The following is a 22,604-nucleotide window of genomic DNA, read 5'->3' as shown; positions in this document are numbered from 1 at the left end:
TCGGCCGTCGTCGTGCCTGTGTTTGGTGGGGGAACCTCATGAGGTGGTCCTCGACTCGTCGTTAAACTCCGGATCCTCGCCCGGGGCGGGCTCGGCATTGTTGGCGTCGCCGGTCTGGTCCATGGGGACCTCATTGGACGGGTGGGGCAGCAGGTCCTGTCCCACCACCACGGTGTCGCCGTTGTTCACGGCTTCCTCGATCAAATCCGCAAGCTCCTCAGCGCTGGCATCCGGGTTGGCTATGGCCACATTGCGGCCCACCTCATTGTTGTACAGATCCATGGCTTCGCGGGGCGCAGGATTGCCGGGGAGCTGCTCGTGCGCCGTGGCGTAGTCCTCCGCCCAGTCCGCGCCGAACTCCTTGACCATGAGCGCGTTCCAGTACGCGTGGCGGAAGGCGTCGTTCTGGTCATCGTTGCGATCGGCGCTGGGGAAGCGGTCATCGGCAGTGCTGAAAGCGTCATCATGAATGTCTTTGAAGGCGTTCATCTCGAAAGGACCCAAGCCGTTGAGGAGTTCCGCTTCCTTCTCGGTGACCTCCCGTTGGTCAACGACGAAGCGCAGGGGATCCCAGTCTCCGGGCCACTTGGTGGTCTCCGCGTCGCTGACCTGGTATTCGTCCAGGATTTCCTGCGGTGTGGGCTGGCCAGGGTTCGGATTGGCCGCGGTGGTCTTGGTGGTGGCCTCGCTGCCCGCACCTTCCGTGGATGCGGAGGACTGCTGGTCGGCGTTGGTGAGCACGGACTGTGACGCCTCTTCCAGGCCCCGCGTGGTTGTCTGCAGCAACGGCCTCAGGCGGCCCTGCCAATCTGCGGCAAAACGCTTGGCATCCTGGCCCTGCCAACCGCCGCCTTGGCCGGTCATGCCTTGGGCGATCAACGAGTCGAGCTCCCGGGCCCGGCTGGTCAGCAGTGACGCACCGTTGGCCAAAGCCTTCGAAAGTGCTTTGAGTTGGTCGACGTCGGCGCCGTAGAAAGGCATGTTTCCCCCTGAGCTTTCCCTCCATGGTTTGGTATTGCTCCGCGGACCGCAATGGGTACTACTGCCCGATGGCGACTGAGGGAAAGCGTTCGCCTGCGATGAGTGGCCGCCGTCGAGCCCTATATCTCACGGCACGGGTATGGTGTGACGTTAGCCGCTCAAACGGCGTTTTGTTCGAGAGTTCTAGCTCACCTGTGATATTTCTTGGATATGACTCAACCTACCGCTGAACACGTAGGCCTTCTGCTCCGCAACGCCCGTGGCGAAAAAGGGTGGACGCAGGGGCAGCTGGCTACCGAGCTGGGAACCAGCCAGAGCGCAATCGCCCGGATGGAGCAAGGTAAACAGAATCTGAGCCTCCGGATGATCGAACGGCTCGAGGCCATTTTCGGGCGTTCCATCGTCAAAGTAGGCAAGCCGCAGATGACCCACCTCCGCGTCGAGGGTGGCCGAACCCTTTCGGGCGAAGTGGACGTCAACAGCAGTAAGAATGCAGGCGTCGCACTGTTGTGCGCGAGCCTGATCAACCGTGGCACCACCACGCTGCGCCGCTTGGCACGCATCGAGGAAGTCAACAGGATCGTCGAGGTACTGACGTCCATCGGCATGGAATGTACATGGCTCAACGGCAGCGATCTCCGTATCCGCCGCCCCGAGGTCCTGGATCTTGGATCAATGGACGTCGATGCCGCCCGACGCACCCGCAGCGTCATCATGCTGCTCGGTCCGCTGCTGGACGAGACCAGCGAATACCTGCTGCCCTACGCCGGTGGCTGCGACCTCGGCACGCGGACCGTGGAGCCCCACATGCAGGCGCTTCGCCAGTTCGGACTTGAGGTTGAAGCGAAGTCCGGCTTCTACTCTGTTTCTGCGCCTCCGGCTGACGCCCATGACCGTTCCTTCGTCCTGACCGAGCGCGGTGACACCGTTACCGAGAACGCCATCATGGCCGCCGCGCACCGCGAAGGTACCACCGTGATCCGCAACGCCAGCCCCAACTACATGGTCCAGGACCTCTGCTTCTACCTGCAGGGGCTTGGAGTGGCGATTGACGGCGTCGGAACCACGACGCTGAAGATCACCGGACGCTCCGCCATTGACGTCGATATTGAGTACTTCCCGTCCGAGGACCCCATCGAGGCCATGAGCCTGATTACCGCAGGCATCGTCACCAACTCCGAGGTCACCATCCGCCGGGTTCCCATCGAGTTCATGGAAATCGAGCTCGCCACTTTGGAGCAGATGGGCCAGAACCTCGAAATCTCCGGTGAGTACATGGCCCGCAACGGCCGGACACGCTTGGTGGACGTCACAACCAAGCCCTCCGAGCTCCGCGCACCGCAGGACAAGATCCACCCCATGCCATTCCCGGGCCTGAACATCGACAACCTGCCGTTCTTCGCCGTGATTGCGGGCAATGCCGAGGGCCAGACCATGATCCACGACTGGGTCTATGAGAACCGTGCCATTTATTTGACGGAGCTCAACAAGCTGGGCGCCCAGGTTCAGTTGCTCGATCCGCACCGGATCTACGTCAACGGGCCCACCAAGTGGCGTGCCGCGGAAATCGGCTGCCCGCCGGCCCTGCGCCCTGCCGCCTGCTTGCTCTTGGCGATGCTGGCAGCCAGGGGAACCTCCGAACTTCGCAACATCTACGTGATCGAGCGCGGCTATGAGGACCTGGCCGAGCGACTGAACACCATCGGCGCGAAGATCGAGTACTTCCAGGACTAGGCTCCACCCGGTGGAGGCATGCAAGCCCTGTCCTCCACCGGCCGCCGGGCGCAGAATGGAGCATGCGGACTTTCGGGGTTGAGGAAGAGCTGCTCATCGTCGATCCTGTGACGGGCGAGCCCTTGGCCCTCGCGGATGCGCTGCTGGCAGGCCACGAAGAGCCCACAACCGCCACGGGCCTCAGCCACGAACTCAAGCTGGAGCAAATCGAAACCCAGACCCGTCCCTGCCACAGCTACACCGAGCTCCTGCAGCAGATCCACCGTGGCAGGGCAATGGCCAACGAGACCGCCCGCCAGCACGGAGCCCGGGTGGCCGCGATCGCCACGTCTCCCTTGGCCTCGAACACGCACACCACTCCTCATCCCCGCTATGCCGCGATGCTGGATCGCTTCGGGATCGTTGCCACGGAACAACTGACGTGCGGATTCCATGTTCACACGTCAGTGGAGTCACCCGAGGAAGGTGTGGTGGTGCTGGACCACATCCGCGACAAACTCGCTGTGCTCACGGCCCTCACCGCCAACTCGCCGTACTGGCGCGGACTTCCTACGGGTTTCGACAGCTACCGCACGCAGGCATGGAACCGGTGGCCCACTTCCGGACCGTCGGCCATTTTCGGTTCGCCCACCGCCTATCGACGCATCGTGAAACGACTCCTGGAAACAGGCGTCATCCTGGATGAGGGCATGATCTACTTTGACGCCCGCATTTCCATGAACCACCCCACCGTGGAGGTCCGCGTGGCCGATGTCTGCCTCCGCGCCGAGGACGCGGCCTTGATTGCCGTGCTGGTGCGGGCTTTGGTGGAGACGGCTTCTTTGGAAATGCTCGACGGCGTTGAGCCCACAGCGGTGCCCACGGCACTCCTGCGGATGGCGAGCTGGCAAGCCAGTAATTCAGGGCTGCGCGGAGATCTCCTGGACTTCGGTGATTTCCGTCCCCGGCCGGCGTCGGAGGTTGTGTGGGCGCTGGTGGACTACGTGAGCCCGGTCCTGGATGACCACAGCGAATTGGAGCTGGTCAAAGCGGGGATCTCGGCCTTGCTTGAACGAGGCAACGGGGCCCATGAACAACGCGAAGCCGCGGTGCGTTACAACAAAAGGCAGCGGGATCGGCAAAGCCAGCCGGGCAGTCCGCCCACCAACCAAGCCTTGGCCGCCGTCGTCGGGCATGCTGCGAAGGTGACGGTGCGCGGCTGCGCCGCTGACGCGCGTAGGGAGCCGGCGCCCATGCTGACCCGGGTCAGGCGGCCCTAGGCTTGTCGGCTTCGGATTCCTCCCATGTCATCAGGTAGGCGCCGGTCAGTCCCTCCACCAAGTAGAAGAAGAACGGCGGGATGTCCTTCTTAGCTACCAAGATGGCGCCATAGACAGGTGCGCTGGCCGCGGCCGTGACACCGATCCACCGTTGGACGGGCAGGGAGAGAAGGCTCCCGCCGAGGGCTGCCAACGCCACAACGTGCAGCGCGGAGTACGTGAGGAACGGCGTGTTGGATCCCCGGCGGTAGGCGAATCCCACCGGGACTGCGACGGTTCCCACAGCGGTCAGATGCTGCCCCGCAATCCAGCTGCGCTGGCTGGCTGTCAGCATGCGCAGGCGTGCGGCGTTGTCCGGGGTGATGTAGACGCGGGAGACCGGCGAGATTCCAACGAACCACACCACCGTGCCGGCAACGATGACCGCTCCGGCACGGCGATAGGGATGGTTCCCGCTCATGGCAGCAAGGTTAGACCTGTTTGAGGGCCTTCTCCAGATCCAGGATGAGGTCGTCCACGTCCTCCAGGCCCACAGACAAACGGACAACGCCGTCGCTGAGTCCGATGGCCGCGCGGCCCTCCGGACCCATGGCCCGGTGGGTGGTGGTGGCCGGGTGGGTGATGAGGGACTTGGAGTCGCCAAGGTTGTTGGAGATGTCGATGACGCGGAGGCCATCGAGCAGCGCGAACGCGGAATCCTTGGCAGAACGTCCCGCGGAAGGGAGCAGCTCGAACGTCAGCACCGTACCGCCGGCCTTCATCTGCTTCGCGGCCAGCTCGTATTGCGGGTGTGACTTCAACAGGGGGTACTTGACCCAGCTGATGGCGGGCTGCTGCTCAAGCCACTCCGCGATCTTCAAAGCGGACGCCGAGCTGTGGTTTACGCGCAGCCCGATGGTCTCCAGGCCTTTGGTGAGGACCCAGGCGTTGAAGGCGGAAAGCGAAGGACCGGTGTGTCGCATGAGCTGCTTGACCGGGCCATCGATGAATTCCTTGGTGCCCAGGATCGCGCCGCCGAGGACACGTCCCTGGCCATCGATGTGCTTGGTGCCGGAATAGACGATCACGTCCGCGCCCAGCTCACCGCAGCGCTGCAGCAGGGGAGTGGCAAAGACATTGTCGACGACGACCGTCGCCCCTGCGGCATGCGCCAGTTCGCTGACGGCAGCGATGTCGACGATCTCCTGCATGGGGTTGGACGGCGATTCGAAGAAGACCGCGGTGGTCGGTTCCGAGAGGGCCTCACGCCACTGGTCCAGGTCCGGGCCGTCCACAAAAACGGTCTCGACGCCCCACCGCGGGAGGATCTCGTTCAGGATCACGAAGCAGGAGCCGAACAAGGAACGGGCAGCAACAACGCGGTCACCGGCAGCCAACAGCGCACCCAAGGCGGTGAAGACTGCGGACATACCGGACGCGGTGGCGAAGCATGCCTCGGTTCCTTCGAGCAGGCGCAAGCGCTCCTGGAACGTGGCCACGGAAGGGTTGCCATAGCGGGAGTAGACGAAACGTTCGTCCTCACCGGTGAAGGCCCGTTCGGCAGCTGCGGCGGATTCGTAAACGAAGCCGGAGTTCAGGAACACGGGTTCGGCCGTTTCCTGGAAATTTGTGCGGTCAAGGCCGCCGCGGACGGCCTGGGTGTCAGGGCTCCAGCCGGCGGCGTCGGGATTGAACGTCACTTACTCGGTCCCCAGATTCGTCGGCAGGCCACGGTTCTTCCAACCATTGACCGTGCGCTCCCCGTAGCGGTCCGGTTCGCCTTCGAAGCCCTCAAGGACGTTATAGGCAGTGAAACCGGCCTGCGTTGCAGCGATGGCGGCGGAGATTGAGCGCTGGCCCGAGCGGCAAATGAAGACGAGCTCCACGGTGTCGTCCTCGGGCGCCTGCTGCTGCAGGTCCTCGATGAAACGGGAATTGGGGATGCCGCCAGCGAGGTTCCACTGGATGAACAGGGGATCGTTCTCGGTTGCCTTGGTGTCCGGGATACCGATGTGGGCCCACTCGCCCTCGGTGCGTACATCCACCAGGATGGCGCCTTCTTCAAGCTTGGCCCACGCGTCCTGCGGGGTCAGGTCACCTGCGTAGCTCATGCGTGGCCCTCGAATGCTTCTTCGTCGTCGTAGTTCTCCAACTGGTCAACGGCGTTGGCGACGGCGGCATCCGCAGTGGCAATCGCGGCCGGAAGGACGACGGCCTGGGCAACGATGACGTCGGTGCCATTGAATGTGGCGGCCGGGCTGCCGTGGAGTACGTAGCCTTCTGCCAGCGAGTTGTGGATACGCTCGCAGAAATCACGGGTATCCGGGCCTGTAATCAGGCGGTAAGAGAGTTTTTCTTCAGTGGGTTCAGGCATTGCTGGTGCTCCTCAGTCACGCTTGCAGTTCGAGTTGTCGATACGCCGAGTAGTCACCTGAGGCACCCCGCCGGAGAGAGGGTTGCCGACCAGCAAGTCAGGGCTTTGCGCTGGTACTCATTACTCAAGAAAAACGTAACATCCGCGGGCGTCGGGCTGCACTTGCACGTACCTGCACCCTCGTCATGTTGCGTAATCGGAGAGGCTGGAGCTATTCGCGCCTGAGCGCGCGCACCGCAGCCCCGACAGTGGGGAAGAAATGGGCGGGTGTGAAACGGGCCGCTGTGCCCAAGCGGATCAACTTGTCCTTCACCGGTCCTTTGAGCTCGGCGAACACCAAGTCCACGCCTTTGCTTGCGAGCCATTCGTCCAGCGTGACCAGATCGTCCAGGGCTGTGGTGTCGATCCCGGTGATGGGCTCAGCGGCGAGGACGACGTGGGTAATGGGATGTTCGCCCTCGTCAAGGGATTCGTCCAGTTGCTCGCGAACGAAGGTTGCCAGGACCTGTCCGTTCCCGAAGAACAGGGGCGCATCGAAGCGCAAAATCAGGAGGCCGGGGATGCGTTCGGCACCAGGGTGCCTCTCGAGGTCGTGGTAGCCGGGCAGGCCCTCCTCGGAGCCGAGCTCTGTTCGATACGGGTCCCACGCCCTGCGTACGAAATCCAGGAGCGCCAAGGCTACGGCTACGACGATGCCCTGGAGAACGCCCACTGTGAGAACTCCCAGGAACGCGGCGAGCATTACTACGGATTCACTCCGGCTCATGCTCAGGAGCCGCCGGACGCCTGCTGGATCGGCCAAGGCAATCGCCGCCGCAATCACGACGGCGGCCAGAGTTGCCGAAGGCAGATACGCGGTCACGCCCGGAGCCAACAGCATGAAGGCCAGCACCAGCACCGCTCCCACAACGCCGGTCATCTGGGACTTGGCACCAGCGTCCACGGCGACAGGGGTTCGGGAGGCGCTGCCGGAGATCGGGAATCCCCCCAGCAAGCCGGTGGCAGCATTGGCCGCCCCGAGCGCTGCCATCTCCCGGTTGCCGGACACCCGCTTGCCTTCCTTCGCGGCCAGGGTTTGGGACAGCACTCCCGTATCCGCGAAGACCATGAGCGCAATGCCGGCAGCGGCGGGCAGCAACGTTAACGCGTCTGCCCAGCCAATGCCGCCAAGCGCGGGCATCGGCAGGCCCTGGGGCAATTCCCCGGTGACCTTGACGTCGTCGTTGAGGCCCCAGACCGCCGTCGCAACGCAGGAGCCAACCACCGCCAGCAGGACGCCCGGAACCTTCCATTTCAGGACCCTTGGGACCCAGGTCAATGCCAGCGAGGCCACGCCCAGCAGCAGCGCGGTGATGTTGACCTCGCCGCCCAGCACCCCAGTGGTGACCTTCGCGAGCTTGTGCCAGATGTCGCCGTCGGCCTCAATCCCCAGGAACGCCGGCAGCTGCGAGAGCGCTACCAAAAGGGCGATCCCGTTGAGGTACCCAAGCCGGATCGGTTTGGACAGCAGGCCCGTGACTGCCCCGAGCTTCAAGGCTGAGCCCGCGAGCATGAAGGCACCCACCAGGACGGCCAAGAGTCCTGCCAATGCCACCGACTTCCCGCTGCTTCCCGCCGCCAGCGGCACAATCGCCGCGGCGATCAGCGGGGCCAGGGCCGAGTCGGGTCCCAGGACAAGGATGCGGGAAGGCCCAACGACGGCGTAGGCGAGCAACGGCACAACGGTCGCGTAGAGTCCGGTAACAGGTGGAAGCCCGGCTGCCTGCGCATAAGCCATCCCGGCGGGCACCAGCAGGGCAAACAGCGCGGCGCCCGCGATGATGTCATGCCGCAGCCATTCACGCTTGTAACCCTTGAGGGCCCAGACGCTGGACAGCCTGTCTTTGGCCGAAGGGCGGGCGGTTGATGCACTCATACAGCGATCATTCCCGACGCCTCCTGTCTGCGGAACAAGGTGACCGCTGTATGTGGAAACCGGGAGGGGCCGGGGCACGTCCAATTGTGACGTCCCGGGAGCATAATTGACCCAGTACGACCCCCTGTAACTTCGCATGAAATCAGGTCGTGGTGAACGGACAGAGCAGTTCTACACTCAAGCCCATGCTGCACTTTGGATGGTTTGTGGGCCACGGATTCGGTGTCCAGGGCTGGGGTACGCCCGGCTACGGCCTGGGCTACGACTGGAAAAAACCCGCCCTGTACCAGGAGGCCGTCCGGGCGTTTGAACGATCCGGCCTGGACCTGTTCATCATCGAGGACTCGCTCACGGTTCCTGATACGTATGGCGGTTCGGCCGAGGTGTCCTTGGCCCACGCGTCCTTCGCGCCCAAACATGATCCGCTGGCATTGGTCCCGTACCTTCTCGCCGCCACCGAACACCTGGGCATCGTGCCGACGGTCAGCGCTTCCTTCTACCCGCCCTTCACGGCCGCCCGTCTCCTCGCGACGTTGCAGCATTTTTCCGAGGGGCAGCTGGGGTGGAACGTCGTTACCTCGGGCAGTGACCTCGCCGCGCAGAATTACGGGCTGGACCAGCAGATCGAGCACGATCTTCGCTACGAAAAGGCGGAGGAGTTCGTTGACGTCGTCAGGCGGCTTTGGCGGAGCTGGGAGCCTGGCGCTGTTCTTGAGGATGTGGACGCCGGAGTATTCGCGGACCACAGCAAAGTTCACCCGATCAACCACCAGGGCGACTTCTTCAAAGTCCGCGGTCCGCTGAACACGGCGCCGCTGCCGGAGGAACCCGTGCTGGTGCAGGCCGGTGCCTCTCCCCGGGGCAAGGCGTTCGCGGGCGGACACGCTGATGTGGCCATTGCCCTGGCCCGTGGCGTTGACGGGATGAAGTCCTACCGTGACTCGATCCGTGCGGAGGCTGCCAAAGCCGGCAGGAACCCCGACGACGTCAAGGTGCTTTTCGTCCTGAAGCCCACCGTGGTTGGTTCTGCGGCCGAGGCCGGGGAATTGCGGGCCCGGCGTCGTGAGCTTACCCAGCGCGACATCGACAGCCAGCTCAACTCCATCTCCTACCTGTCCGTGATCGACTTCAAACAGTTCGACCTCGACGCACCCCTTCCGGAACTGAGCACCAACAGCAACCAAGGGACACTGGAACACTTCGCCAAAGCGGCGCCTCCGGGGTCCACGCTGCGCCAGATCCTGCAGGCGCGCAGTGGCGGAGCGGGAGACTCGATCATCGGCACGGTCGGCGAAATTGCCGACTACCTCGAGTCGACAGGGTCTGAGGTGGGTGGCGACGGGTTCCTCTTCTCGGGCTTCGTTGATCCCGTAACGGTGCATGGTGTGCTGGACAAGCTCACTCCCGAACTGAGGCGTCGCGGGTTGTTGAGGAAGACTTACGGCAACGGTGGTTTCCGGCAGAATCTCCTGGACTTCTGATGGCGTCAGCTGAGCCGCGGACCCTACTCTTGGGAACGGCGCCGGTATCTGCGTGGAGTGTGGCCGTGGCTGCTGCAGACCCGACGTTTCACGTGAAACTCAACCAAGATACGTTGTCTTTGCTGGCCCGATCCCGGGATGTGCTTGAACGTGCCGCCACGTCGGGGCAGCGTGTCTACGGGCTCAACACCTTACTCGGATCCGGCCGCGACACCGCTGTGGAGGAGAAGTCCCTCCTGGCGTACCAAATCCAAGTCGTCAGGTATCACAACAGCGGTGTGGGCTCGTATCTGGACCGTGCTTCTGCCCGGGCAGTGATCCTTGCCCGGCTCATAGGTTTCAGCCGGGGCGGCTCCGGTGTCCGTCCGGAAACAGCTGGTTTCTACGTCGAGATGATCAACCGCGGAGTCCTTCCCGCCATCCCACGTGAAGGCTCGGTGGGCTCGTCCGACCTGACCCAGCTCGCCGCCGTCGCTGCCGTCGCAATAGGTGAGGGTGAAGCCTTCGATGCCGATGGAACCTTGGTGCCGGGGGCCAAAGCGCTCGCAGGCGCCGGCCTCCAACCATTGGTCCTCGCGCCGGGCGAAGCGCTCGCGCTGGTTAGCGCCAACGCGTATTCCGTGGGCGTAGGAACCCTCGCCCTGGTGCGTTTGCAACGCATAGCCGAACTGGCCGACGTCGCGCTTTCCCTCTCGCTGGAGACCATCGCAAGGTACGACGGCGGCGGGAACCTCAGCCCGTTTTCGCCGGCTATCCAGGGGGCCAAGGCGGTGGACGGGCAGCGGGACTCGGCTGCTGCTGTGCGTCACCTGTTGAGGGGTGGATGGCTGGAGGACGTCCGTCCCGAGGTCTCAGTGCAGGACGCGCTGTCTTTCCGGGCTGCGCCGCAAACGCACGGGGCATTCCGGTCCTTGGTGACACAGCTCGGTGTTGCGTTGGAAGTCGAGCTCAACGGCCGCGGCGACAATCCCTTGGTGGACGTTGAATCCGGTTACATGGTCTCCGGCGGAAACTTCCAACCGATGCAACTGGCTCTTGCGTTCGAAAGCCTGCGGCTGGCCTTGGCGCATGTGGGAATTTCCAGTGAACGGCGCATCGCCAAGTTGTATCCACCCCAACGGGCCATCCGGGCAAGGCATCTGGAGGCTGCGTCCTCTGAGGCGGGTGCGCCGGGCCTTGCCCAGGAGGAACTGCCCGGGCTGCTGTGGTACTCCGCAGCCGGACTGCTGGCCGAACTCAAGTTCCTGGCCGCCCCGGCAACCCTCGGCGCACCAACCCTGTCCGCCGACGTCGAGGACCATTCAACCCTTGCCCCGCTCGCCTTGCAGCAACTCGAAAAGTCGTTGGGTGTTCTGGAAAAGCTCCTGACGATCGAGGCCCTGACAGCGTCCTATTTGCTGCTTGAAGCCGGAGCCGCGCAACCTCTCGGGAAGGGGACGGGCGCCGTCGTGGGTCGGCTCGCGGACGTGCTGGCCGACAGGCCGTCGGCACCGGACCTCGTGGAGCGGGCGCGGGTTGAATTGCACGACGTCATTGACCAGGTTTTCCCAGCAGCGGACGGGGAGGATGCGCAGTGAGCACGGCGTTTCGCAAACATGGTGTACATGCGGCTTCCACTGTTCCGGACGGGCTGGATGCTTCGGTTCTGGACAAGGTGGGAAACACTCCGCTGGTGACGTTGGAGGCGCTCAGCCGCGGACTGGGCAGCGCCATCCGCGTCAAGCTCGAGTCCGAAAACCCCGGCGGCTCCATCAAGGACCGGACCGCGCTGAGCATGGTGCGGGCGGCTGAAAGGTCGGGCGAGCTGAAACCCGGGGCCACCATCGTGGAGAGCACGTCCGGCAATACCGGGATTGGCCTGGCGCTCATTGGCCACCTGACGGGGCATCCGGTGGTGGTGGTCACGGGCGACACGATCTCCGAGGAGAAGCTCGCCGCGCTGCACAACTACGGCGCCCGCGTGATCCTGACCGACTGGAATGCGCCGTCCGAGTCGCCGGAGAACGCCCGGGCAGTGGCTGCGCGGATTACGGCCGAGACGCCCGGTGCGTGGCGGCCCATGCAGTTCGACAACCCCGCCAATCCTCTTGCACACTACGAAGCCACTGGCCCGGAGATCTGGGAGCAGACCGGCGGCTTGGTGACGCATTTCGTTGCGGGCATCGGGACTGGTGGGACCATCAGCGGGAATGGCCGGTTCTTGAAGGAACGTGTGGCTGCCCTGCGGCCTGGCGGACATCTGGAAGTCGTCGGGGCTGATCCCTATGGCTCTGCCTACAGTGGCGGGCATCCCGGCGAAATCCTGGTGGACGGCGTGGGCAACTCCTGGCCGGAACCGGAGTGGCCCAAGGCCTTCGACCGCGCCATTGTGGACCGGTTCCTCCGGATCCCCAACGATGAGGTCTACACCACCGTGCACCGGCTCCTCGATGAGGAAGGGCTTGCGCTGGGTCCGTCGTCGGGGCTCGCAGTGGCTGCGGCCCTGCGGGTGGCGCGCGCCGCACCCCACGGCTCGGTGGTGGTGGCCATAGCCCCCGACGCCGGTACGAACTACCTGAGCAAAGCCTTCAACCCGGTGTGGCTGGCGGAGCACGGCATCCGCCTCGCCGCCGACACCCCCTCCGCCCGCGAGTAGGATCCTCTCTCACCTCCCGTCGGGTTTTGGCCGACGCTCGCTCACTTCCTGTCGGGTTTTGGCCGACGCTCGCTCACTTGAGGGTGCTCGGCCCCTTTGCGTTAGGCTCCAAACATGCCCGAACAGGAAACACAGCCGCGCCTTGCCGGCTATTTGGACAAGCAGCAGCCGGATCTCTACGCCACCCTGAGCCACTATTCACAGCAACTTGTTGAAGAGGCCGACCGGCTCGGTATTTCGCGCCGGACCCTTGAACTCATCAACTATCGCTGCTCACAGATCAACGGCTGCGCATTCTGCCTGGACCTTCACCATCGCCGGGCCCTGAAGTACGGCGAGACTGAACAGCGGCTGTCCCTGGTGGCTGTCTACAAGGAAGTCCAGCTCTTCGAGCCCGCCGAAGTGGTGGCCATGGAAATCGCCGAGCAGATCACCCGGATGAGCTCCTCGCGGCCCAGCCCCGAGCTATTCGACCAGGCACGACAGCACTACAGCGACGAGCAGATCAGTGTTCTCTGCATGGCTGCCATCGGAATCAACGCCTTCAACCGCCTGTCCATTCTGAGCGAGCACCCGGTGCGGGCGGCCAAGAAGCAGGCGCCACCGCAGCCCTAAGCGTCCACCGCTTTCTTGAGCGACCGCCGTCGCCCGTATTTGAAGTAGAAGACGGCGTAGCAGGCCCCCACGAAGGGAACACCGAACAAGAGTGCCGCCACTTGGTTGGGATCGAACGCGATACCGATCAGCGACACCACGCACAGTGCGAACGCGAGGATCGGAACCAGGGGGAACAACGGCGCCTTGTAGGGGAGGGTGCTGAGGTCGCCACCGTTTTTGACGAAGGTCCGGCGGTAGATGAAGTGTGAAGCGACGATGGACATCCAGACACCAACCGTCGCGAAACCGGCCACCGAGACAAGAACCAGGTAGACCGTTGCCGGGGCGACCACGCTGCTGATCAGGGATGCCAGGCCGCCGAGCATGCTCACGCAAAGGGCCACCATCGGGATGCCGCGCTTGGTCAACTTGCGGAACGCCTTGGGCGCGTGGCCTTCGTCGGCCAACGAGAACAGCATCCGGGCACACGAGAAGAGCCCGCAGTTGCCCGCGGAGAGAAGAGCCGTGATGATCACGAAGTTCATGATGTCGGCGGCGTACGGGATACCCAGCATGGAAAAGACGGTGACGAACGGGCTTTCGTCCACGCTGACTTGCTCGTAGGGAATGGTGGCTGCGATAACCACGATCGCGCCAACAAAGAAGATCATGAGCCGGATGACCGTGGTCCGCATGGCTTTGGGGATGTTCGCGCCGGGGTTGGCCGTTTCGCCTGCGGCGACACCGATCAGTTCGGAGCCGGAGAACGCATAGAACACTGCCAGGCAGGTGACAAAGACTCCCGTGAAGCCGTTCGGGAACAGCCCGTCCGGCGTGGTGAAGTTCTCGCCAAAGGAGGGGTAGTCGCCCGCAGCGAGGGGGTGGAAGCCTGCCAACGCGGCGCCACCCAGGATGATCAGGCCGACGACGGCGGCGACCTTGATGAGCGCGAACCAGAACTCCGATTCACCAAAGACACGCGATGAAATGGCGTTCAGCGTAAACAGTACGGTGGCGAACACGAAACACCAGATCCAGACGTCGACGCCAGGGAACCAACGCTGCATGAGTAACCCCGCTGCGGTGAATTCAGACCCTAGCGCGACGGCCCAGCAGAGCCAATAGAGCCAGGCGGTGGCGAATCCAGTGGCCGGGCCGATCGTCCGGGCTGCGTAGATGTGGAAGGCGCCTGAGACGGGGAACGCAACAGCGAGCTCCCCGAGGCAGGCCATCACCAGGTAGACCACCACGGCGCCGATGAGGAATGCCAGCACCGCACCAAGGGGCCCTGCCGTGGCGATGGTGTATCCGGAACTAACGAACAGGCCTGAGCCGATGACGCCGCCCATGGCGATCATCACCAGGTGCCGGGCCTCCATGGACCGGCGCAGTCCTGTGTTTGAGGCATCAGTCCGGGACTGCGCCTCGGTTGCCGATGCTTCGGCTTTTGTGGGGGAGCTGAGTCCCATATTCCCTCCGGGAAGTTAGCCGTCAAAGTCTGAAGTAGTACCAGCCGGACGTGATCCAACTAACACGACAACAAGATTCATCACATGCGTAATGACCATTTCAAGGAGGATAAGGAATGCGATTGGACGCACAAATTGCTCTTGGCTGAGACCAAGAATTCCTAATCATTGAGTCACGCGAGCAATTACTCTACTTGTTATCTGCTAGGTTCCATGCGGAGCTCCGTCGGCGAATGCCTGTGGATCGGAGCGCCTATTCGATCCCCGCGAACAATTCGTTCAGTTCGGCGGTGAGCTGCTTCCGCACGGAGGGGGTGCCGATTTCCTTGCCGTTGATGTGGTTCACGGGTGCGATCAGGCGGATGCTGGAGATGAGCCACACAGCATCAGCATCGAACAGGTCCTGGGGTACCAGCGGCCCGTAGCCAAGCTCCCAGCCGGCAGCCTTCGCGGCGGCAAACAGCGCACCCTGCGACGTGCCCGGGAGAATGCCGCTGTCATGTTGGGGCGTGATGAGGCGGCGAACAGTCCTGACGGAACCTTCGCCGTCGTCGACCGTTTCCAGATGCGCCAGCAGCACAGTGGACGTCGGGCCTTCCAGGACACGCCCATCAGTGGATGTGAAGATCGCATCGTCAGCGCCCTGTTTGTGCGCGTAGCGCAGCGCCGCCATATTGACCGCGTAGGAGAGCGTCTTGGCGCCAAGGAGCAGCCATGGCGCGCGTTCGCCGGCTTCGGTATCGAAGCCACGGTCCAAAAGTACGACGTCGATGCCCGTCTCGCGCTGCCGGCGACTGCCCGCGGGCGAGGGCGAAGCCTGTACCCAGCATGTGGGGCTGGCGGCACCTTCAACACCGCGTGTCACGATCAGCTTGACGACGACTTCGTCCTCTTCGGGCGTGGGTGCGGGGTGGATGTCGCGGAATTCGTTGATGGCGGTCTCGATCGCCTTGCGCCACACATCCTGCTCGGGGACCGCCAAGTCCAAGGCCGCCGCGGAACTGCCCAGCCGGTTCAGGTGGGCCTGGACTTTGCGGGCACGTCCTTGGACAGCGAGGAGCGATTCGAACACGCCGTCGCCGCGGGTGGCACCCAGGTCCGTTGCCATGAGCTGAGGCTGGCTGGAATCGGCGATGCGTCCGTTTTCGAAGGCCGGGTCCAGGAAAACAAGGACCGTCGGGGCAGGTGAAGTCATGCTCCCAGCTTAGTGCGGACCCGGTGGAGGGGACTTTGCCGGATAGGCTGTGCTCACTGTTGTTCATGAACTGTGGGGGTTTGTCGGGTGCTCTTTCCTTTTCCGTTTGGCCAGGAGTGGACCTGGTTGCTTGGAGCGTGGGCCATTGCGGAAGTCGTCATGCGCATCGTGTTGCTGGGCATCATCCCCGGCAACCGCCGTCCCACCACCGCCATGGCTTGGCTTTTGGCTGTGTTTCTCATCCCATCTGTGGGGTTCGTCCTGTTCCTGCTTTTCGGCAACTTCAAGTTGTCCCGGCGCAGGCGTGAGCAGCAGGAAGAGGTCAATCGCCGTGTTCGTGCGGTGACCTCCGATCTGTCCGATCCCGTGAGCGTGTACTCCGGGCCGGAATGGGTGAAGTCGGCCGGAGAGCTGAACCACCGGCTCGGCTCATTGCCCATGGTCGACGGCAACAAAGTTGAGTTGATTCCCGGCTACGAAGAGTCCATCAAAGCCATGGCCCAGGCAGTCAAGGGCGCCAAGAGCTACGTCAACGCCGAGTTCTACATCATGAGCAGCGACTCCGTGACGGACGAACTGCTCACCGAGCTGGAAAACGCGGCTGACCGCGGTGTCACCGTCAGGCTGCTCTTCGACCACATCGGAACATTGCGCGTCAAAGGGTACCGCCGCCTGATCAGGCGGCTCAAGGCAGGAAAGATCCAGTGGAAGCGAATGCTGCCGCTGCTGCCCATCCACGGTCAATGGCGCCGGCCCGACCTCAGGAACCACCGCAAGATCATGGTCATCGACGGCGAAGTTGCGTTCACCGGCTCACAGAATTTGATCGAACCCTCCTACAACAACCCCAAGCACCACAAAGTGGGCCGCAAATGGGTTGAGCTCATGTCCCGGCTCGAGGGCCCGATCGTGGCCACGCTCAACGTGGTGTTCGCAACGGACTGGCTCAGCGAAACGGACGAATCACTGGAGGACCAGCTGCGCCTGCCAACCCAGCCGCCTCCGGGCCGAGTCACTGCCCAGGTAGTGCCGAGCGGTCCAGGATTCGCCACCGAAAACAACCTGCGCTTGTTCAACACCCTGATCTACTCGGCGCAGCACCGGATCTCCATCTGCAGCCCCTACTTCGTCCCGGACGATTCCCTGCTCTACGCCATCACTACCGCAGCGCAGCGTGGAGTGGACGTTGAGCTCTTCGTCTCCGAAAAGGGCGACCAGTTCCTGGTCCACCATGCCCAACGCTCCTACTATGAAGCCCTGCTGGGTGCCGGTGTCCGTATCTACCTGTACCGGGCGCCGTACGTCCTCCACGGCAAGCACTTCACCATCGACGACGAAGTGGCCGTTCTCGGTTCCAGCAACATGGACATGCGCTCCTTCTCCCTGAACATGGAGGTCTCGGTGATGCTCCTCGGCGCCGAAACCGTGGACCTCATGCGGGCCGTGGAATCCACATATCGCGAGGTGTCCCGTGAGCTTATGTTGGATGACTGGATGCACAGACCCCCGTTGGCCAAGTATGTGGATAACGTGGCCCGATTGACGGCGACGCTCCAGTAGTTTTAGTGCAGCTAATGCCCTTTAGGGGTGCTCTTAGGGGCATTAGCTGTACAAAAACTCAGCCCGGGAATTCGGCGCCCAACGTCGACAGGACACCGAACGCCTTGGTGCGGATCTCTTCGTACTCGTCATCGGCCACGGAATCCGCGGTGATGGCCCCGCCCACCCCGAGGGACAGCGTGCGCCCGCCGTCGCCGTCGGGGTTCACCACCAACGTGCGGATGACGACAGCGAGGTCCGTGGCAGCGTTCAGCGAGAAGTACCCAATGGCGCCCGAGTAGATGCCCCGTGGCCCAGCCTCCAGCTGGTCCAGGATGTCCATGGTGCTGATCTTCGGCGCACCCGTCATGGAGCCGGCCGGGAAGGCAGCGGCCAGGGCTTCGGCACGTGGTGCGCCCGGCTTCAGGTGGGCGTCGATGGTACTGACCATTTGGTGGACCGTGGCGTAGCTTTCAATGGCGCACAGTCGGCTCACTGTCACCGAACCGGGGATGGCGAAGTGGCTCAGGTCGTTGCGCAGCAAGTCCACGATCATGATGTTCTCGGCGCGGTCCTTCGGCGACGTCTCCAGCTCGTGCCGCAGCGCCGAGTCTTCGGCTGCGTCCGGGGAACGGCGTCGGGTGCCCTTGATCGGCTCGGCGCGCATGCCCCCATCGGACAGGATGCGAAGGAACCGCTCGGGCGACGTACTCGCGACCACCAGTTCGCCGAACCGCAGGTAACTGGCGAACGGTGCCGGGTTCCGGCGTCGAAGGTTCAGGTAACTGCGCCACGGATCCAGGTTCCCGGCTGGGGCTTCAAGGGTGGTGGTCAGGCAAATCTCGTAGGAATTGCCTTCACTGATTTCGTGCTGGGAGTCTGCGATCTTGCGTTTGTAGTCCGTGGCGGAGTCGCGGCTGAGGAACTCGAGTCCAGAGGGAGCGGTCCCGGAGTCAGGGACCGCGGCAGCCGGGACCACAGCAGCCCCGACGGCGGTGCGGGCCTCGCGCAACCACGCATCGGCGTCGGGCGCTTCCAGGGCGAGCAGCCAGGCAGTCTGTTCCCGATGGTCCAGCACCACGGCTCGGCCGGCGAAAAGCAAGGCTGCGTCCGGAGTGGGCGAGGTGACGTCGTTGCCGCCGGTTTCCCGTTTGAGTTCGTAGCCCAGGTATCCCAGCCAGCCCAGCGTGAACTGGCCGTCGTAGCCGCGGGGTGCACGGACAGCCCGCCGACCCCACACGGAGTCGAGCCAGCGGAAGAACGGTCCCGACGTGGTCACTGTGGCGGACCCGGCGGTCACTTCGGTAGCCCCGGCCCGGTGAAGGACCGACTGACCGTAGGTGCCGCCGTCGTCGGCAAGGATGCTGAAGCGGCTGCGGGCAGCAGCCTGGGACCTGCCGGCCACCGCCGAGGCGTTTGAGGAATCCAGCCATACTGCGTTCGTGGAGCGGCCATAAAGCGACTGGAAGAGCTGCGCCGCATCGGGCATCATGTCCAGCCGTTCGGAGCGCAGCTGCAGTCCGCGGCGGCCACTGAGTTCGGGCGAGAGGATCGCCGCGAGCGGCGCCAAGTACATAAGGGCCTGCAATACGTTGTCAGGAGCGCTTCCGTCCGCAGGGTTTTGCACGCGGATGTCGGCGGCGCCTGCCACGGCATCCGTTTCAAGCCACTCATCCTCCTGGGCAGCCCAGGCGTCCCAGTACGGTTCGTAGGTGCTTCCGTCCCGCGCCAAGGCACGACGACGGCGGTCATCACCGGGGGATTCGACCCACACCACGGCGTCCAGCATGGAACGGGCAGCAGCTGCCGCAGCGCCAACGCCTTCAACAATCACGATCTCGGCGGGCAGTGTGACGTTCAGTCCGCCGTCGTAGTGCCGTTCCCAGTCCCAGCTGGTCCATTCGGCGGCCTGGCCGGAGCTCAGCGGCGTCAGGACTGTGGCGATGTAACGTTCAATGCCTGTCCGGAGGCCGTTCCAGCCGGGGTAGATGTCCTCCAGATGGAAAAGCGAAACCTTGTGGTGCTGCCGAAGGCGGGCCGCCAGTTCAACGGCCAGTGTGGTTTTTCCTGCGCCGGACCTGCCGTCAACAGCGATGATCACGGGTGCAGGGGTCATGACATAGAGGTTACCTGCTGGTGCTCGTGGGCTTGGGCGTCGTCAACCGCAGCGATCGCTGTCTTGACGTACTGCACGATTCCGGGGATGGACGCCTTGACGAGCGTCCAGGTGTTGTCGAAGTCAGTGTGGCCGCCGTACCAAGGGTCCTCGATGCCCAGGTCCAGGGAGCTGCGCCCTGCCATGTGGGGATCGAAGCTGCGCAGCATTCGAACCTTCTCCAGTGACGGGCGGTCCGGGGCGCCTTGCTGCAGCCAGCCGAAGTGGTCCACGTCGAGTGCGAGGATCAGCTCCCGTTCGGCGAACCAGTCATGCCGCCATTCCCTGGCTACATGATCCTCTGACGCGATGTGCTGGGCTGTGAGGACCCGGGCTGCGCGGGGATCGATGGGATGCCCGACCTCGTACCCGGTGGTGCCCGCAGAGTCCACTGCAACGAGCTGGCCGAGCCCTTCCGCTTCGAAGGCTTCGGTGAGCATGAGCGCTGCCATGGGTGAGCGGCAGATGTTTCCAGTGCAGACCGTGATGATGCGGTATGGGCTCGTCGTTGAGTACATGCAGCAAGCATGATTCATGGCACCCCTTCTTGGCTAGGGGGCCACTCCACAGGAAAGTCATTTTATGTGTCGAATCTGTCACATAGTGGTGGAAGAGGTTAGTAAACGCTTTCTATTTCTTGTGGCGTGAGCGATTCTTTTCTGCTATTTCGCTGAGACTATTGCCTTAATCGATAGTAAGCGCTTTCATTTTAACCCGTGAGGCCGGTCATAGTGATCGGCACGGACAAAAGGATGATCCATGACTGAAAGCCATAGCCCCGTCCCCGTTTCCCATAAAGCCGATAATGCCGGAACAGCGGCCCTGGGGCGTCACGCCATCAGCAGGCGTGGTGCCTTGGGCGCCATGGCGGTGGTTGCCGGTGGCCTGATGGTGCCGTGGGCTGCCGGTCCGGCTGCGGCTGATACCCGAACCAGCCAGTCGCGCAGCCAAATCGTCACAGCAATGCCGGATTCACATGGCTCGGAGGAGGATAGGCTGCAGATCTCCCTGTGCACCACCAACCTTCAATCCACCGGGTTCCACCTCCCGGCAAACGCGTCCTTGATCGTTTCTGTGAAGGCGATGACCGCGGATGCCGTTCTGGTGATTGGGGCCCCCGACGCCGATGCCCGCCCTGAGTTCAAGAAGTCCCGTGAGTACCCACTTAAGCGGGGAAAGAACGTGATTACTGATGCCGGCGGCGGAGTGATCTACTACAAGGTGATCGGCGACGGCGGATACGTCAACGCCACGCTCGACGCCGCCGCGCAGCCTATGCCCTACTTCGTGTATGGCCGCACCAGTGAACTTGAGTTCCAGCGGCAGCTCGATGAGCGTCCAACCCCGTTCGTGGAACTGGTCAGTGCGCATGCAACAGTCACCGTAGAGCGCGCGTCGGCACTGCGGTATCGCTCAGAGAACCATTCAGACTTGATGTTCACGTTCGAGGACCTGATCTCCATCGAGGACGTGACCAGCGGGTACGACGGCTCAAGTCCAGTCCATGCCCGCCAACCCCACCCGTATCACCTGGTGGGGTATCCCTCGGCGATTGCCAACGTTGGCGCCTACGCCACGCATGGGCATACGTCCTTTCCGCCGCCCATTCAGGACCGCCTCCTGACGGTGGAGGGCCTGCGCATGCGGGGTTGGGGGATCTATCACGAGCTGGGTCACCAACACCAGCAGGTGACCTACAAGCCAACGTCACTGACAGAGGTCACGGTGAACATCTACTCCCTCGCCGTGAATGCCAGCTTCGCCAGGAAGTACGGCCAGCAGCCTCGGCTTCACGTCCCCGATGGGACCACCGGCCTGACGCCGTGGGAATCGGCCGTGCCCATGATCGGCAGCGATGGGGTGGTGTACGGGACCACGTTCGACGGCATGGAACGTTTGGTCATGTTCGAACAGCTCCGCCTGGGCTTCAAGAACTTCTGGCCGACGCTGCACAAGATCATCAGGGAGCAGCGACCTCCCAAGGGTGACTACTGGGATGAGGTTTACCGTCTGCGCAACTTTGTGGTGTGGGCCAGCAAGGCCGCGAACACTGACTTGAGCGACTTCTTCCTCAAATGGGGCTTCACCGTGGACGACGACGCGCGTGCCCAGATCGCAGCGGCAGGGCTAGTGCCGCCGTCGAGCGATCCCACGCTGATCCGCGACGAAGCGCAGCTCATGCTGGCGAAGCAGATCCAGTCGCAAAAATCCCTCGCCGCGCGCTCGCAGTTTGAGGAGGCCGGTGCTCAGTAGAGCTTAAGCGGTGGTCGCTGGAGCGTTGGCTTCGGCGGCCAGCGCTGCGGCGGCCAGGTGAACGGTGCGTACGACGGCGGCACGTCGCCTTTCGGTCCGGCCTGGCCTGTCGCCGGCCATCAGTCCGTCGAGCGCGGGCAGTACGGGTGCGGCGTCGCAGAGGCTCACGATGGTGATGAGCAGGTCTCCGGCGTCTTCCCTGGAGATGCCGGGCAGGGCGGCGATGGTGCTGTTGACCTTTGACGCACAGTTGGCCATCCGCTTGGGCAGGCCCACAACGTCCGTGCCCCGTTCCAGGCCCTCCCAGAAGAGGAGGCGGGGTGCCGTGGCATCGGTTTGGTGGTGGTCGAAGAGGCGTCCGGCGTAGTCCGCCATGGCCTCGGGCCCACTGCCCTCGATGGGAACTTCGTCCATGAGGGTGCTCAGTGCGGCAACGATCACGGCGTCGAAGAGTGCGTTCTTATTGCCGAAGTACTGGTAGATCCGCTCCTTGTTAACGCCTGCCTCAGCCGCGATGCGGTCGATGCGGGCACCGGCCAGTCCACGCGCGCAAAACTCCGACGTCGCTGCCTCGAGCAGCAGTCCCTTTGTTCGCTCTGTGTCCCACGCCATAGGGTCATATTACCAGTTTCCAACTAAGTAGTTGTAATTGTTGGCGGGCTTGGTTATGGTGTTTCCAAGCCAATTGCAACTATCTGGTTGGAGAATGCCATGACTGCCCAAGCCGCCCCCGAAGCAACGACGTCCGCAGCCCGCCCGCACATGCCATCCGTGCACACCCGGGCGCTCATCACCTGGTTGGCGATCTTCCCGCTTGTGTCCCTGGGCATGCTGCTGCTCGGCCCGATCATGGAGCCGTGGCACCCCGTCCTGCGGGCACTCCTGCTGACCGCGGTGGTGGTACCGGCTGCGGTCTACGTCGTGGTCCCGCGGCTCATGGCCGGCCACGGCGCTCTATCCCGCAAGGCCGTGGAGCGCGCCGCCCGACGCGCCGCCCGGAAGTCCGCTTAACCCAAGTAGGTCGCAGTTGCGGGCGTT

Annotated in this window: 20 protein-coding genes and 1 riboswitch; of the genes, 9 read left to right on the top strand and 11 right to left on the bottom strand. The window is 63.5% G+C overall.

Going from position 1 to position 22,604, the window contains the following annotated elements; translation table 11 throughout:
• Window positions 1-36: 36 nt before the first annotated feature.
• Window positions 37-981: a WXG100 family type VII secretion target gene (locus J3D46_RS01540; protein ID WP_231338509.1), complete on the bottom strand. Its 945-nt coding sequence runs from the start codon at window positions 979-981 to the stop codon at window positions 37-39.
• Window positions 982-1,191: 210 nt separating this feature from the next.
• On the opposite strand from J3D46_RS01540, the gene J3D46_RS01535 reads away from it, so the two are divergent.
• Window positions 1,192-2,715, top strand: a complete 1,524-nt coding sequence (locus J3D46_RS01535; protein ID WP_231338510.1) for a UDP-N-acetylglucosamine 1-carboxyvinyltransferase — start codon at window positions 1,192-1,194, stop codon at window positions 2,713-2,715.
• Window positions 2,716-2,777: 62 nt separating this feature from the next.
• The gene (locus J3D46_RS01530) at window positions 2,778-3,974 is read left to right on the top strand and encodes a glutamate--cysteine ligase (RefSeq protein ID WP_253464724.1); all 1,197 of its coding nucleotides are present in this window, start codon (window positions 2,778-2,780) and stop codon (window positions 3,972-3,974) included.
• On the opposite strand, the gene J3D46_RS01525 is transcribed toward J3D46_RS01530, so the two are convergent.
• The 5 genes from J3D46_RS01525 to J3D46_RS01505 all read right to left on the bottom strand — a co-directional run bounded on the left by J3D46_RS01525 (window position 3,961) and on the right by J3D46_RS01505 (window position 8,242).
• On the bottom strand, window positions 3,961-4,434 hold the full coding sequence (locus J3D46_RS01525; RefSeq protein ID WP_231338512.1) for a hypothetical protein: 474 nt from the start codon (window positions 4,432-4,434) through the stop codon (window positions 3,961-3,963). The two genes, J3D46_RS01530 and J3D46_RS01525, sit on opposite strands and share 14 nt — an antisense overlap.
• A gap of 10 nt (window positions 4,435-4,444) precedes the next feature.
• Window positions 4,445-5,653 (bottom strand): O-succinylhomoserine sulfhydrylase, encoded by a 1,209-nt coding sequence (locus J3D46_RS01520; RefSeq protein WP_231338513.1) that lies wholly within the window; start codon window positions 5,651-5,653, stop codon window positions 4,445-4,447.
• Complete coding sequence (locus J3D46_RS01515) at window positions 5,654-6,064, bottom strand: rhodanese-like domain-containing protein (RefSeq protein WP_231338514.1); 411 nt, start codon at window positions 6,062-6,064, stop codon at window positions 5,654-5,656. It abuts the gene before it with no gap.
• Window positions 6,061-6,327 carry a DUF1737 domain-containing protein gene (locus J3D46_RS01510; RefSeq protein ID WP_159708156.1) on the bottom strand — a complete coding sequence of 89 codons (267 nt, stop codon included), beginning with the start codon at window positions 6,325-6,327 and terminating at the stop codon, window positions 6,061-6,063. Before J3D46_RS01510 ends, J3D46_RS01515 begins: the two co-directional genes overlap by 4 nt.
• A 13-nt stretch (window positions 6,328-6,340) precedes the next feature.
• Window positions 6,341-6,452, bottom strand: a riboswitch (SAM riboswitch).
• Window positions 6,453-6,538: 86 nt separating this feature from the next.
• Window positions 6,539-8,242, bottom strand: a complete 1,704-nt coding sequence (locus tag J3D46_RS01505) for a SulP family inorganic anion transporter (protein ID WP_253464721.1) — start codon at window positions 8,240-8,242, stop codon at window positions 6,539-6,541.
• A gap of 152 nt (window positions 8,243-8,394) precedes the next feature.
• On the opposite strand from J3D46_RS01505, the gene J3D46_RS01500 reads away from it, so the two are divergent.
• The 4 genes from J3D46_RS01500 to J3D46_RS01485 all read left to right on the top strand — a co-directional run bounded on the left by J3D46_RS01500 (window position 8,395) and on the right by J3D46_RS01485 (window position 12,973).
• Complete coding sequence (locus J3D46_RS01500; protein ID WP_308292036.1) at window positions 8,395-9,723, top strand: NtaA/DmoA family FMN-dependent monooxygenase; 1,329 nt, start codon at window positions 8,395-8,397, stop codon at window positions 9,721-9,723.
• Window positions 9,723-11,300, top strand: a complete 1,578-nt coding sequence (locus J3D46_RS01495) for an aromatic amino acid ammonia-lyase (protein ID WP_231338517.1) — start codon at window positions 9,723-9,725, stop codon at window positions 11,298-11,300. Before J3D46_RS01500 ends, J3D46_RS01495 begins: the two co-directional genes overlap by 1 nt.
• The gene (locus J3D46_RS01490) at window positions 11,297-12,358 is read left to right on the top strand and encodes a PLP-dependent cysteine synthase family protein (protein WP_253464714.1); all 1,062 of its coding nucleotides are present in this window, start codon (window positions 11,297-11,299) and stop codon (window positions 12,356-12,358) included. Before J3D46_RS01495 ends, J3D46_RS01490 begins: the two co-directional genes overlap by 4 nt.
• A 114-nt stretch (window positions 12,359-12,472) precedes the next feature.
• Window positions 12,473-12,973, top strand: coding sequence for a carboxymuconolactone decarboxylase family protein (locus tag J3D46_RS01485; protein WP_231338519.1), 501 nt, complete (start codon window positions 12,473-12,475; stop codon window positions 12,971-12,973).
• Here the strand turns inward: J3D46_RS01485 and J3D46_RS01480 are convergent.
• Both J3D46_RS01480 and J3D46_RS01475 read right to left on the bottom strand, forming a co-directional pair.
• Window positions 12,970-14,424 carry an amino acid permease gene (locus tag J3D46_RS01480; RefSeq protein ID WP_231338520.1) on the bottom strand — a complete coding sequence of 485 codons (1,455 nt, stop codon included), beginning with the start codon at window positions 14,422-14,424 and terminating at the stop codon, window positions 12,970-12,972. The two genes, J3D46_RS01485 and J3D46_RS01480, sit on opposite strands and share 4 nt — an antisense overlap.
• A 253-nt stretch (window positions 14,425-14,677) precedes the next feature.
• Window positions 14,678-15,619 (bottom strand): aminodeoxychorismate lyase, encoded by a 942-nt coding sequence (locus J3D46_RS01475; RefSeq protein ID WP_231338521.1) that lies wholly within the window; start codon window positions 15,617-15,619, stop codon window positions 14,678-14,680.
• Between the two features lie 87 nt (window positions 15,620-15,706).
• Between J3D46_RS01475 and cls the strand changes: the two genes are divergently transcribed.
• Window positions 15,707-17,179, top strand: coding sequence for a cardiolipin synthase (gene cls / locus J3D46_RS01470; RefSeq protein WP_253464711.1), 1,473 nt, complete (start codon window positions 15,707-15,709; stop codon window positions 17,177-17,179).
• Window positions 17,180-17,237: 58 nt separating this feature from the next.
• Here the strand turns inward: cls and pabB are convergent, their stop codons facing one another.
• On the bottom strand, window positions 17,238-19,274 hold the full coding sequence (gene pabB, locus J3D46_RS01465; RefSeq protein ID WP_231338523.1) for an aminodeoxychorismate synthase component I: 2,037 nt from the start codon (window positions 19,272-19,274) through the stop codon (window positions 17,238-17,240).
• Window positions 19,271-19,831 (bottom strand): low molecular weight protein-tyrosine-phosphatase, encoded by a 561-nt coding sequence (locus tag J3D46_RS01460; protein ID WP_231338524.1) that lies wholly within the window; start codon window positions 19,829-19,831, stop codon window positions 19,271-19,273. Before J3D46_RS01460 ends, pabB begins: the two co-directional genes overlap by 4 nt.
• A gap of 241 nt (window positions 19,832-20,072) precedes the next feature.
• Here J3D46_RS01460 and J3D46_RS01455 point away from each other — a divergent pair, with 241 nt between their 5' ends.
• Window positions 20,073-21,566 carry a M60 family metallopeptidase gene (locus tag J3D46_RS01455; RefSeq protein ID WP_231338525.1) on the top strand — a complete coding sequence of 498 codons (1,494 nt, stop codon included), beginning with the start codon at window positions 20,073-20,075 and terminating at the stop codon, window positions 21,564-21,566.
• A gap of 3 nt (window positions 21,567-21,569) precedes the next feature.
• Here J3D46_RS01455 and J3D46_RS01450 read toward each other — a convergent pair whose 3' ends face one another.
• The gene (locus tag J3D46_RS01450; RefSeq protein ID WP_231338526.1) at window positions 21,570-22,178 is read right to left on the bottom strand and encodes a TetR/AcrR family transcriptional regulator; all 609 of its coding nucleotides are present in this window, start codon (window positions 22,176-22,178) and stop codon (window positions 21,570-21,572) included.
• Window positions 22,179-22,277: 99 nt separating this feature from the next.
• On the opposite strand from J3D46_RS01450, the gene J3D46_RS01445 reads away from it, so the two are divergent.
• Complete coding sequence (locus tag J3D46_RS01445; RefSeq protein ID WP_231338527.1) at window positions 22,278-22,577, top strand: hypothetical protein; 300 nt, start codon at window positions 22,278-22,280, stop codon at window positions 22,575-22,577.
• Window positions 22,578-22,604 lie beyond the last annotated feature (27 nt).

Origin of the sequence: Paenarthrobacter sp. A20 (assembly GCF_024168825.1) — a bacterium.
Taxonomy (GTDB): domain Bacteria; phylum Actinomycetota; class Actinomycetes; order Actinomycetales; family Micrococcaceae; genus Arthrobacter.
The sequence above is the reverse complement of the archived record's forward strand: the minus strand, read 5'-3'. Positions and strand labels throughout refer to the sequence as shown.